Source organism: Roseibium sp. SCP14, assembly GCF_040329475.1.
GTDB lineage: Bacteria > Pseudomonadota > Alphaproteobacteria > Rhizobiales > Stappiaceae > Roseibium.
In genome coordinates, this window is the sequence record NZ_JBDZYH010000001.1 from 409,515 (window position 1) to 421,951 (window position 12,437).

Sequence of the window (12,437 nt, forward strand, 5' to 3'; positions counted from 1 at the left end):
AATCATTAGTTGCACAGCGACATTTCTCCATCTGCACAAATTGAAAAAGTGATATCTGGAACGAATAGCTCCTTCCTTTGGTTATGCTTTTTCAATTTTCTTTTGTTTAAGTGCAACAAACTAATCAAGATGTGCTTCTGAGGTCACCAAAGTCCCGATCGTGTCGCAAATCGCATTAAATACGCTCAGCCCCCTGATCCGAAAGATTTCACCGTTTCTGAAACTGGGATCCGCATCGGCAATGGCTGCTTTGCTGGCGTTTCTTGTTCAAACGCTGCTGGCGAGGCAGATGAGCGCGGCCGACTATGGACGATTTTCGGCCGGTCTCAGCCTGGTCACCATCATGGCGCCCATGGCCTGTTTCGGGATCGGCAGCTTTTGGCTCAGGGTTTTTGGCCAGGAAGGCTGGGGCGCCTACCGATGGATCCGCAATTCACTGGTCTATGTCCTGATCTCTGCACTTCTTGTGATGATCGCACTTGCGGGCTGGGCGCATTGGGGGCCTCACGACGCCAGGACCGAAATGGTCATTCTTGCACTTTCAGTGTTTGTCCTGAGCCAGATTCTGATGGAGCTCGTCGGCGTCGTCTTTCAGCTGGAAGAAAACTACAACTACTTCTCGTTCTGGCAGTTTTCTCCGCATCTGGCCCGGTTGAGCCTCCTGGTCATATTTCTGTTTTTCCCACTGTTCGATGCGTATCTTCTGTCGGCGCTGACAGCCTATTTCGTCGTGTCGGTCATTGTCGTTCTTGTCGGCATTGCGATCCTGAACGCACGTTTATCCGGAAAACTGCTGCTCAAGGGACACGGTCCGATGCCCGAAATCGGCTCCGCCAGCGAGCGTGCTGGCCTCGGAGAGGTGGTGCGGTCCTCGCTTCCCTTCGGCATCGCTGGATTTTTCTATCTGGTCTACGTCCAGATGAATACCGTGCTGGTCAAGTATTGGGGCAATGACGAACAGGCTGCCTATTACAATGTCGCATTCCTGGTGATCACAGCCTTCCTTCTGCTGCCAAACATGGCATTCGAAAAAATTCTGATCCCCAAGATGCACCGCTGGTACTACCAGGACCGGCCGCTGCTGCATTCGGTTCTCAAGAAAAGTGCGCTTTTGTTCGCAGGCCTCGGCTTTCTCAGCGTCGCAGTGATCTGGTTTACCGCGGACTTTATCGCCGCATTCTTTTTTCACGAGTCTCCCGAAAGACTCGCAGAAACGCTCCAGATTGTGAAATGGACCATTCCGCTGCGTTCGCTAAGCCTGTGCTTCGGCGCTGTCCTGTTTATTGGAGGTCACATCAACCTTCGGCTTAAGATGCTGTCCGCGGTCATTTTGGTGAATGTTGCCTTCTGCTATGTCCTGATTCCGAAAAGCGGAGCATCAGGTGCGGCTCTTTCGATGATCCTTGCAGATCTGTGCATGTGCCTGCTCTTTTTCGGAGCAATGCTGCGAGCTTTGAGAACGCGGGAGGGTGCAACGTGAGCAAAGCCCCTCAAACTGTGCCGGTCAGCGTTATTATTCCCTGCTACAATTCCGAGCGAACCATCCGGAATGCCCTTCTATCGGTGGTTCAGCAAAGTCAACGTCCGCTTGAAATCATTTGCGTTGACGATTGCAGCAAAGACAGGACCATAGACGTCATTCGCGTCTTTGCGGAAGAGTTCAGCGAACAGTCAATCAGAATCGAACGCATGCCAGGCAACGACGGACCGGGCAGCGCGCGAAATCTTGGCTGGGACATGGCCAAGGGAGACTACGTCGCGTTCCTTGATTCGGACGACTTCTGGCATCCGCAAAAGCTTGAGTTCCAGCTCGCGGTCATGCGCGAACACGGTTGTTTCGGTTCGTCGCATCGCCGAACCCCCGACCTTCCCGGACTGTTTGACGAAACACAGGCAAAGGCACAGGAAATTTCGATCAGCACCGGAGAGCTGCTGTTCAGAAACCGCATTGTGACGTCTGCCGTCATGTTGAAGAACCAACCCGGCTTCCGGTTCCGATCCGGCATGCGGTACTGCGAGGACCTTCAACTCTGGTTCGAAATTCTGTTTGCCGGAAACAGTTTTGTGTATCTGGACCTGCCATTGAGCAGCCTGTCCGGCCCCGAAGAAGCCCCGAACAGTTTGAGTTCCGCCGTCGTCAAGATGGAGAAAAGCAAACAGGGCATTTTTAGGGAACTACGCCGGAAACGGCGGATTTCAGTCCCGCAACTCTTCGCGGCAAGCGGTTTCTCTCTCATGAAGTTTGTTTTCAGACGTATGCAGGGGGCGCTGTCAATCAAGGCGTATTGACGCTGCCCAAGCCGAATTTGCTATCGGTTCCCCTCAGCAACAATACCGGCATGAATAGCGCCTGCAGACAGGTCACACGTTGTGCGCAAGCGTGAAAACCGGACCTGCCTGCCCACGGCTTCATGCGGAATGTCTGGTTATCCCGAGTTCGGGCGCTCAATGAGATGTTGACGATCCGCTCAAATTGACTTCATCTGCCCTCATGCAACCCAGTCACAATATGGCTGCTGCGGGTTTCGCCCTGGCGGCTTCTGCCATCCTGAGCTTTATTGATAATTTCGTAGCTGCTGTCGGTCAGGAGGCGGGCCTTTGGCAGTTTCACGTCTTCCGTACCCTCTTTGCAGTCCCCATTTTCCTGCTGATCGCGGTGGTGTCGCGGACACGTTTGCGACCGCAGAATCTGAAGACCCTGGCGGTACGCAGTCTCATCGTATCGGCGGGATTGCTGATCTATTTTGCAGCGCTGGGAACCCTGCCGGTTGCACAGGCCGGAGCGGGATTGTTCAGCGCGCCGCTCTGGGTTGCGCTTCTATCTATCGTTCTGTTTGGTCTGAAACTCGGTGCTGTACGTTGGGTGGCTGTGTTTGCTGGGTTCGCAGGCGCTCTCATGCTCTTGCAACCTGATCCCGCCACCCTTTCCTATCTTTCTCTGATGCCACTTGCCGCCGGTCTTTTCTACGGCTTGGGCATGATGCTGACCGGTATCTGGTGCAACCGGGAAAGTCCACTTGTCCTCGCCCTCGGCGTTTTCCTGACAATCGGGATTGTGAGCGCAACGATGTTGACGATCACAACCAACTGGCCCGGAGAAACTTTCCTTTCCCGTCCCTATGTTGATCCGACACCACGCTTTTTGTGGCTCACCCTCTTTCAGGCCGTCGGAGCCATTATCGCCGTGACGCTGATTGCGCAGGCCTATAGGGTTGGTGCCCCGGCAGTGGTGGCTGTTTTCGAGTATTCCTTCCTGATTTTCGCCAGCCTCTGGTCCATCCTGCTTTGGGACATTCAGACGAACAGGCTTGCGATCGCCGGGATAGTGGTCATCCTGACCGCAGGTTGTCTGATGGCCTTTTCAGGCAAAAAAGCGAAAGAGGCACCGTCTTCAGCGTGAGAATGTTGCCGTACTTGTCGCTAGCCGCTGCCCGACATCCGGATTGGTGGACCCGACTTTCTCCTGATCTCTAAGGAAAATCTTAACCCGGACATGTTTGTGAGTGCGATTGTTGCATTTCGATTGCCCGATGTTCGCGTACGTGAACATCAGCTCTTCAATACAGCCATGCTCGGCAAACCTGGAAAACAATTGTTAGTTTTTCCGATGGTTTTGATTGCAGTACCCTTAACCTCGGGTAACTTGGGCAAATGGGAGAAACTGGAATGGGGACTTTTTCTCGCCCATGGAAGAGATGATCAACGAGTTGATAGAAAACTGCCGAAGGATGGAGGCGGGTTTGCAGAATTCCATTAGCGACGATGAGTTGCTGATTGACCTCCGCAAGCACCTTGATGCGATACTGGGTTCAGCCGACGAGGCTCTCCCGATGGAGGTCTATACATTTGTGGTCATGCGAGCTTTCCGGGTGTTGAAAGAAGGCAATTAGAAACATGGACGTTCAAGCCTTTTTAAGCAAAGAAGCAGACACTTACGCCGACTTGTTCCAGGGGGGCTTCGTCATAAGAGGTTTCGTCAGAACTGTGATAGAAAGTTATGATGGAAAATCCGATTGGCGGGACTTTACCCCGAACGAACGGAACGAGATCATATTGAACTGTCACCGAATGATTGAGCTCCTGGTGGAGGCGGAAAGAGACTGATGCACATCAAGCGCATTGATCCGGCGAACATGAAAGGTTTGGCGGGCCAATATATCCAGGAGCTTGATACCTTCCTGCGGCATACCGATGGTGTGTTCAGGCCGAACATTCCGGTGTTCGACCGTCTCGTTTTCACGTCTTCAACAGCCAGCGGCGACCATATCCCGCAAATTGGCTATGTCGGAAATCGCAGTTACATCAAGGAAGTGATGGAAGGCCAGTACGGCGGTGACTTCGCTTCTGCAATCCGCAATCAGGACCCGAAATTCGATACCGTTGTTGCCGGAGGTTTTGCACGGGCAGCCCAGGGAGACAGGGTTTTCGAACTTGTCGAGTTGGAGGTTACTCCTCCTGGTGCTCTGTCCAACGTGCCCGTCAGCTATTATCGCCTGATTGACCGCTTGTGGCTTGGGACACCGAACCCTGTTCTTGTGAATCTGACTCTGCCAACGTCGGCGCAGTTTCATGAGCATCAATTTTTGCTAGATAAAGCACATCTCTGGCCCAATTGAACAGGAAGACATCGTCCTGCTTCCGGTCAATTGGCGGCTTGTGCCATTTCGTTGCGTAGGGATAGGTGTGCAGCGCTCCATAAACTTCGCCCAACGCTTTCCTGACCCTTGCGGCACGTGCCAACCCGACGCATGCCGTTGCTGTCTTCCAGGTCGCCAGTCCAAGATAAAGGTTCATTCTTGAAATCAAAGCCAGGCGCTCCAAGGACTGACGCACAGACCCCTGACCGGGCACATTCAGCGCGTCCCCCGAATAGATGATCTGACCCTGTATTTCCTGCATGGGAGGGCAGGCCCACTGGCGGTCGATCGGATGTTCCGGACCGTAAATCCTTGTCAATTGCGCGCGATGGAACTCAAGATAACTCAGGGCACCGGTGTCGAAGAGCTGGCTGCAATAGAATGAAACCGGCTCCCCCTTCGCCATCGCGACATGACAGAATCCGTTATGGCCGTTGAAATCGAAAAACCGCCCCTGAAAGAACGGCGTAACCTCCTTGCCGAAAGCTTCGAGTGCGGGCGTCACTTCATTGAAATCGCGCAGAACCCGAACAGTGCATCCGAGATCATAAAGCTTCGAACGACATGCAGAATATGCATTAAACAGGATTGAAACGTCCTCAGGTCCCAAGAAATCCCCCATTGGCCCAGGTCATTCGTTCGTGAAGCTGTGCGACCGAGAAAGGCATAACTTGCTTCACCCACAACACTTCTGAATCTGAACACAATCAGATGAGTGCTCTCTTCCGGCTGGTAGACAAATTCAAGTCATGGTGAAGTGGGTAACCCTATGAAGACCGCCTGGACGCGATGCCGATATTAACGCATCAACAGCAACGCCCTACGACTGGAATAGTAGCCAGTTTAAACATCTTTTCCTAGAAATATTGATGAATTTGACAATCAATGAAATCAAAAGAGCAAACTATTCAACTACTAATTCTGTCATATTTTAATGAATTCATTGCCGTGTTCGTTGTGACGCTCAACACTATGAAGCAACTTATACAAATGGTTGCGAATTCAAGCTCCGCACATCAAATAGTGGTCACCTTGAGGACAATGCCTGGTCACTCCCCGGAATATGAAACCATTGAATTCTCAACCTCTACAGCTGAAGCGTGATGTAGCTCAACGAACTGCCATCTGCAGCTGTCAAATTGAAAGGCCTTGAAGTACTCAGTGTTCTCGGCTGCGAAGCCACGATGTGGAATTATCGGAAAAAAATGCCGACAACACCCGGTTTGCAGTGCTTTCCCCTTGCGCTGGAAGCTAAAAACCTCTGACCTTGCCAAACCAGTATTCTCATCGCGATAACCAAAAAGAAACATTCATGAGCCTGCCGAACGACCTTTCCTTTGAACCTCTTTCCGATGCTTTTGCGCAAGACCCACATCCCTACTACGCAGCACTTCGCGCCAAAGAGGGGTTGACCTATTTCAAGGACTTCGACGTTTGGCTCGCGGCGCGTTTCGATGATGTTTCCGAAGTCGTGATGCACGAAAAGATGGTTCGCTCCATGGAGTACATCGCAAATGAAGAAGAGATTGCGGAGCAAAAGCGTGCCGGCAACTGGCACGACATGCCCCATCATTCGCGTTTCGTACAGTTTTCACTGCTGGACAGCGACGGTGAAATTCATGACCGGCTGCGCAAGCAGGTCTTCAAACTGTTCACACCAGTGATGGTCAACAAGTTGCGCGAAAGCATCCAGACCTATGTCGACACTCTCGTCGACGGACTTGCTGACCGGAAGGAGGTCGATTTCATCGATGACCTGGCAGCGCATGTTCCCGGGCATATCATCGGCCGCATTCTTGGAGTTCCTGACGAGGACTGCCCGCAACTCAGGATCTGGTCGGAAAACATTGTTCAGTTCTTCGACATAGACCGCTCGGACGAGCGCAAGGAACTGGCCGAGCGAAATACGACCGAGTTCTATCACTATCTCCTGGAGCTCAAGGCGAAGAGAGAGACAGCCCCGAAAGACGACCTATTATCGTTGATGATCGAGGCTGAGCGACAGGGACACATGAACCATGACGAATTCTTCTCGACCGCCATGCTGATCCTGATGGCAGGACACGGATCGACCATCGACGTTCTGGGCAGCGGCATGCACGCGCTGCTCAAGTTTCCAGACCAGATGCAGCGCCTGCGAGACAATCAAGGACTAATGAAGACCGCGGTACAGGAAATGTTCCGGTACGAATCTCCGCTGCCCTTCTTTCATCGGTATTGTACCGAAGATGTTGAAATCTGCGGTCAGACATTTTCACGAGGAACCAAGTTCGGTGTCCTTTATGGCTCAGCCAACCGGGATTCGAAGCAGTTTCCCAACGCCGACATGTTCGATGTCGGACGTTCGCCTAATTGGCATATCGCTTTCGGTCGGGGCGCCCATTTCTGCCTTGGCAACCACCTTGCCCGCCTCGATATGGATATTATCTTCTCAACGCTGCTTAATCGCTTCGAGACAATAGAGCTTGCGGAAAAGAGCCCGGTTTACAAGCGCGGCCTGTCGGTCAGGGGACCGGAGGCCCTGAAGATTGCCTGGAAGCGCAAGTAAAATACAACCGCCCTTGCTCTAAACCTCCTGTCCGCTATCTAATTTCGCCTCGCCTCGTTTTTCCTCACCTGGGAACCAATCATGCGCATTGCCTCTCTTGCCCTGCTCGGGCTGACAGTCTCCACAGCAAGCTTCGCCACGGAAATCGAACTAGGGCCCCGTCCCGCCTATCTCGTTGGCCAGATGTCAGACAGCGCGCTGAAGGACAAACTTGCAGCGTGTATCGGCCAACCGACCAAACGCACGAACTTTTCCATTTCCCACCGGGGCGCTCCGCTGCAGTTTCCTGAACATACGGAAGAAGGCTATCGCGCTGGTGCTCTCATGGGTGCCGGAATTCTGGAGTGCGACGTGACGTTCACCAAGGACAAGGAGCTGGTTTGCCGGCATTCGCAGAATGATCTGCACACAACCACCAACATTCTGGCAACGGATCTAGCGGCACAGTGCACATCCGCCTTCACCCCTGCCGAAGGCGATACTCCGGCATCAGCAGAATGCCGGACATCAGACCTCACCCTGACCGAATTCAAGTCTTTGCGCGGGAAGATGGATAGCGCCAACAAGGCGGCCGCGAGCGTCAAGGCCTATATGAACGGCACTGCTCCCTGGCGCACGGAGCTTTATGGTGGAACCGGTACATTGATGACGCACAAGGAATCCATTGCGCTCTTTAAGGATCTCGGAGTGAAGTTCACACCGGAACTGAAAGCCCCGAAGATTGACATGCCCTATGAAGGATTCTCGCAGGCTGACTACGCTCAGAAGCTCATCGATGACTACAAGGAAGCGGGTGTTTCGCCCAGCGATGTTTTCCCGCAGTCCTTCAATCTGAATGACGTTCTCTACTGGATCGAGAATGAACCTGAATTCGGCAAGCAGGCCGTCTATCTCGATGGCCGGAGAAACATCGACCCGATGGATCCTTCAACATTCTCACCTTCGATGAACGAGTTGAAGGAAATGGGTGTCAACTTCATCGCCCCACCACTCTGGGTGCTCCTGGCCGTGCAAGACGGCAAGATCGTGCCTTCCGCTTATGCCAAGGCGGCCAAGGAAGCGGATCTCGACATTATTACCTGGACACTGGAACGCTCCGGACCACTCGCTGCCGGCGGTGGTTGGTATTACCAGACTGTCGGACCGGTGATTGATGGCGATGGCAAAATGCTGGAAGTGGTCGATGTGCTTGCGCAGGATGTCGGTGTGAAGGGAATTTTCTCAGACTGGCCCGCGACAACAAGTTTCTACGCTTCCTGCATGGACCTGAACTGACAGCTTTCAAGTTCAATACAAACGAAAACGTCGCCCTTCGTCGGGCGGCGTTGTTCAATTCAGGGTTCCGAAACTTGTCAGCGTGCCTGGTCCAATGTCCGCTTGCATTCCAGTAACTCAAACAACGTTGCCTGCAAACGTCTGATGTCTTCCTTGGAAACCGGAGAATGCGATGGCGTTCCTGATACAGTACCGGGTTTTTCGCCCCTAAGTCTGCTCAGGATATTGAGACCGCCAGAAGAACTGTTTGCAGATGCCTCAGGTACATCATCGGCCAGTACACCGCTCGGCAGCGGTTCCTGCTGACCGTTCTGGGCAGGTTCCAATGCTGGAACAGGGTCCGGTGCTGGTTCCGATGTTACTACAGGCTCGGCATGCCCTGCAGACTGCAGGGGCGAAGCATCTTCCCGCCAGATCTGCATGACGAACCGCGGCCCCTGCTCCTTCAGGATCCGCTGAACACCTTTGATGGTATAGCCTTCACCGTATAGTAGGTGGCGAATGCCCTTCAGAAGCTCCACATCATCGGGACGATAATAACGCCGGCCGCCACCCCTCTTCAGCGGCTTGATCTGGGAAAACCGCGTTTCCCAGAACCGCAGCACATGCTGAGGCAAGTCGAGGTCTTCAGCGACTTCGCTGATGGTTCGAAAGGCGTCCGGGCTTTTGTCCTGCGAGCTCATCCGGTCTTGTTATTTGCTGGCCTGTCCTGTGAGCGCATCGTTAATCCGTTGCTTCAACACATTGGACGGCTTGAACACCATCACGCGGCGCGGTGAAATCGGTACTTCCTCGCCGGTCTTCGGATTTCGTCCGATACGCTCTCCCTTGGAGCGGACCACAAACGACCCGAAGCTCGATAATTTTACCGATTCTCCGGTCACAAGACAGTCAGAAATTTCAGAAAGTACTCGTTCGACCAATTCTGATGACTCGGTCCGCGACAAGCCTACTTTTTGATAAACGGCTTCACACAGATCCGCACGGGTAATAGTCCGATTGCCCATAACCCCTCCACAACGACGCCAGCGATCTGGCTGATTTTGCAAGAGAACTCCAATGCAAGACCCTACGGTACGGCCTCACGGCGGGTCGGTCAACCGGTACTCGGCATCTAGATAAGATTTGTGGGCTAATTGCCGTAGCGGCCTTCACCAACGCAGCAGAACTGATCCCCAGGTAAATCCACCGCCCATCGCTTCGAGCATCACCAGGTCGTTCTTCTTGACCCGCCCGTCCCGGACAGCCGTATCAAGTGCCAGCGGAATGGATGCCGCAGAAGTGTTGCCGTGCCACTGCACAGTGGTCACAACCTTCTCCGGAGCGATTCCCAGTTTCTTTGCGCTTGCGTCAATAATACGCTTGTTTGCCTGATGCGGAATGAACCAGTTGAGGTCGTCAGATGTCAGTCCGGTCGCCTTGTAGGCGTCCTCGATCACATCTGTGATCATGCCGACCGCGTGTTTGAAGACCTCACGGCCTTCCATGCGCAAATGACCGACCGTCTGGGTGGCCGAAGGTCCGCCATCGACGAAGAGCTTTTCCTTGTGGCGGCCGTCAGAGCGCAAATGCGAGGTCAGGATGCCGTTGTCGTCATTGGTGCCCTCGCCTTCCGAGGCTTCCAGAACAACAGCGCCCGCTCCGTCACCGAACAAAACGCAGGTGGTGCGATCTTCCCAGTCCAGAATCCTGGAAAATGTTTCGGCGCCAATCACCAGGCAGCGTTTGGAAATACCGGAGCGAATATAGGCGTCAGCGGTGGTCAGGGCATAAACGAAGCCGGAACAGACCGCATGAACGTCGAAGGCACAGCCGTGCGTGATGCCGAGCTTTGCCTGCACGGTGACAGCGGACGCCGGAAAAGTATTGTCCGGAGTTGCCGTTGCCAGAATAATCGTATCGATTTCGGAGGCGTCACGACCGGCGCTCTCAAGAGCCCGCTTTGCAGCTTCCAGCGCCAAATCGGACGTCACCTGCCCTTCGGCTGCGATGTGCCGCTGCTGAATGCCTGTGCGCTGAACGATCCATTCGTCAGACGTGTCGACCATCTTTGCAAGATCGTCGTTGGTCAGAATTCTCTCCGGCAGGTAGCTTCCGCTGCCGGTCACAGTTGAACGGATTACGCTCACAAATCACCTTCCGATGTCGGCGCGGCTTCGGCGAAGCGGCCACGATGGTAATGCACAAGATCCTGGGCGATCTTGTGTGTCAGTTCGTTTTTAACCATGTCATAGGCCAAATCAATCGCAGAGGCATAGCCTTCCGCGTCGGTTCCCCCATGGCTTTTGATCACAATGCCGTTCAGTCCCAGGAACACACCGCCATTGACCTTGCGCGGATCCATTTTCTCGCGCAGCAGATCGAAGGCTCCTTTGGCAAATAGATACCCGATCTTGGACATAAAGGTGCGATTCATCGCGGAGCGCAAGTAACTGCCAATCTGCTTGGCGGTCCCTTCTGCGGTCTTCAACGCGATATTGCCTGCGAACCCTTCTGTCACGACGACGTCCACGGTGCCTTTTCCGATATCGTCGCCTTCGACAAAACCGGCATATTCCAGCGAGCGCAGCGGCGTTTCCCGCAAGAGCCGACCTGCGGTGCGCACCTCTTCCAGCCCCTTGACCTCTTCGACACCGATATTCAGCAAGCCGACGCTTGGCCGCTGTACGCCCAGAAGCGCACGCGCCATCGCACCGCCCAGAATGGCAAAGTCTATCAGCTGCTGGGCATCCGCCCCGATTGTCGCCCCGACATCCAGAACAACGGATTCGCCGCGTGTTGTCGGCCAGATCGCCGCGATCGCAGGGCGTTCGATATTCGCCATGGTACGCAAGCAGAACTTGGACATCGCCATCAAGGCGCCGGTATTGCCCGCAGAAACCGCAACGGAGGCTTCACCTGTCTTTACCGCCTCGATGGAGCGCCACATGCTCGAACGCCACCGTCCCTGACGCAGAGCCTGACTGGGTTTGGTGTCCATTGCGATTGAAACTTCGCAATGGTGCAGGGTCGAAGCGTCGCGAACACGCGGATACTGCTCCAGGAGCGGACGCAGAACTTCTTCGTTGCCGTAAAGAAGGAAACGTATCTCCGGATGACGGACCAGTGCAATCTCAGCGCCGGGGATGACAACTTCCGCCCCGTGATCACCGCCCATTGCATCCAAAGAAATCGGGATTGTTTTCGCCATTTAAAAGGTCTTTTGACGTTTCGCTACCTAGAACAACACCGAATGGTGCACCCACACTTTTCCCGCCGTTGCAGCGGGGCCCAGAACGGGCGCGAACATAACGGTTTTGGACGGAGTGACAACCGTTTTCCTATCAGTTGGCAGATGGAACGTTGAAAACTCGCCCGAAAGATACTTTTCGTCCACTCAAATTGAATTAGACGAACATTTATTTCAGTCGCCGTTTTTGTTTTTCAAGGCTTGCAATGCAGCAAAGGGCGACGGCTTTTCCTCCGGTTCTTCTTCAACTTCGTCTTCCAGGTCGGAATTACCTTCAAATTCCACTCCTGGCTTGCGGGGAAACGGATCCAGGGAAAGCGCAAGTTCTTCGCAAATGACAGCCCCCAGGTCCAACACCCCATCGAGAATGACGTCCGGTGGGTCGAGCGATTCCAGGTCGATCTCGATCTCGCCGTCTTCATTCAGATCTTTGACCTTGCGCGGTTTGCTGGAATGAGGCTCAAAGGTCCTGTCGACGTCCAGTCTGATGTTGCTTTCGAAAGCTTCCAAAGACACGATACAAGTCTGCTGAATGGTCGCGGTTATCGGCCCGACAACCCGAACACCGGCCTTGCGATAGGGTTTCAAGGTGAACTCGGCCTTCAGCGCGCTGATGCCATCCAGGTCATAAGTGGCGGCAATTGCCTTCAAACCCGCCGCATCCGGCTCCACGACGATCTTCTCGTCCTTGTCAATCACGCGCGTGGCGTTGACCGTGAACGAATAAGGGAAACTCTCAGTTGCCATT

13 protein-coding genes are annotated in these 12,437 nt (G+C 53.8%); 8 read left to right on the forward strand and 5 right to left on the reverse strand.

From position 1 onward, the window contains the following. The first annotated feature begins 241 nt into the window (after positions 1–241). From ABLQ08_RS01895 to ABLQ08_RS01930, 8 genes are all read left to right on the forward strand, one after another. Entirely contained in the window at positions 242–1,480 is a 1,239-nt protein-coding gene (locus ABLQ08_RS01895) for an oligosaccharide flippase family protein (protein ID WP_352938824.1), read from the forward strand. Further along, positions 1,477–2,289, forward strand: coding sequence for a glycosyltransferase family 2 protein (locus tag ABLQ08_RS01900; protein WP_352938827.1), 813 nt, complete (start codon positions 1,477–1,479; stop codon positions 2,287–2,289). The genes ABLQ08_RS01895 and ABLQ08_RS01900 overlap by 4 nt, the downstream gene beginning before the upstream one ends. A gap of 220 nt (positions 2,290–2,509) precedes the next feature. Further along, on the forward strand, positions 2,510–3,400 hold the full coding sequence (locus ABLQ08_RS01905; protein WP_352938830.1) for a DMT family transporter: 891 nt from the start codon (positions 2,510–2,512) through the stop codon (positions 3,398–3,400). Positions 3,401–3,499: 99 nt separating this feature from the next. Then, positions 3,500–3,757, forward strand: coding sequence for a hypothetical protein (locus ABLQ08_RS01910; protein ID WP_352938832.1), 258 nt, complete (start codon positions 3,500–3,502; stop codon positions 3,755–3,757). Beyond that, entirely contained in the window at positions 3,741–3,890 is a 150-nt protein-coding gene (locus ABLQ08_RS01915) for a hypothetical protein (RefSeq protein ID WP_352938835.1), read from the forward strand. Before ABLQ08_RS01910 ends, ABLQ08_RS01915 begins: the two co-directional genes overlap by 17 nt. Before the next feature lie 213 nt (positions 3,891–4,103). Further along, entirely contained in the window at positions 4,104–4,616 is a 513-nt protein-coding gene (locus ABLQ08_RS01920; protein ID WP_352938838.1) for a hypothetical protein, read from the forward strand. Positions 4,617–5,949: 1,333 nt separating this feature from the next. Continuing rightward, positions 5,950–7,185 (forward strand): cytochrome P450, encoded by a 1,236-nt coding sequence (locus tag ABLQ08_RS01925; RefSeq protein WP_352938841.1) that lies wholly within the window; start codon positions 5,950–5,952, stop codon positions 7,183–7,185. An 81-nt stretch (positions 7,186–7,266) separates the two neighbouring features. Beyond that, positions 7,267–8,460 (forward strand): glycerophosphodiester phosphodiesterase family protein, encoded by a 1,194-nt coding sequence (locus ABLQ08_RS01930; protein WP_352938844.1) that lies wholly within the window; start codon positions 7,267–7,269, stop codon positions 8,458–8,460. A 77-nt stretch (positions 8,461–8,537) separates the two neighbouring features. Here the strand turns inward: ABLQ08_RS01930 and ABLQ08_RS01935 are convergent, their stop codons facing one another. The 5 genes from ABLQ08_RS01935 to ABLQ08_RS01955 form a co-directional block, all read right to left on the reverse strand. Beyond that, positions 8,538–9,143, reverse strand: a complete 606-nt coding sequence (locus ABLQ08_RS01935) for a MerR family transcriptional regulator (protein ID WP_352938847.1) — start codon at positions 9,141–9,143, stop codon at positions 8,538–8,540. Between the two features lie 9 nt (positions 9,144–9,152). Then, entirely contained in the window at positions 9,153–9,467 is a 315-nt protein-coding gene (locus ABLQ08_RS01940; RefSeq protein WP_023003819.1) for an integration host factor subunit alpha, read from the reverse strand. A gap of 144 nt (positions 9,468–9,611) precedes the next feature. Then, a complete protein-coding gene (locus tag ABLQ08_RS01945) occupies positions 9,612–10,589 on the reverse strand; it encodes a beta-ketoacyl-ACP synthase III (RefSeq protein WP_352938852.1) in 978 nt (325 codons plus the stop codon). Beyond that, on the reverse strand, positions 10,586–11,650 hold the full coding sequence (plsX, locus tag ABLQ08_RS01950; protein ID WP_352938854.1) for a phosphate acyltransferase PlsX: 1,065 nt from the start codon (positions 11,648–11,650) through the stop codon (positions 10,586–10,588). The genes ABLQ08_RS01945 and plsX overlap by 4 nt, the downstream gene beginning before the upstream one ends. Positions 11,651–11,863: 213 nt before the next feature. Next, a complete protein-coding gene (locus ABLQ08_RS01955; RefSeq protein WP_352938857.1) occupies positions 11,864–12,436 on the reverse strand; it encodes a YceD family protein in 573 nt (190 codons plus the stop codon). Position 12,437: the final 1 nt, after the last annotated feature.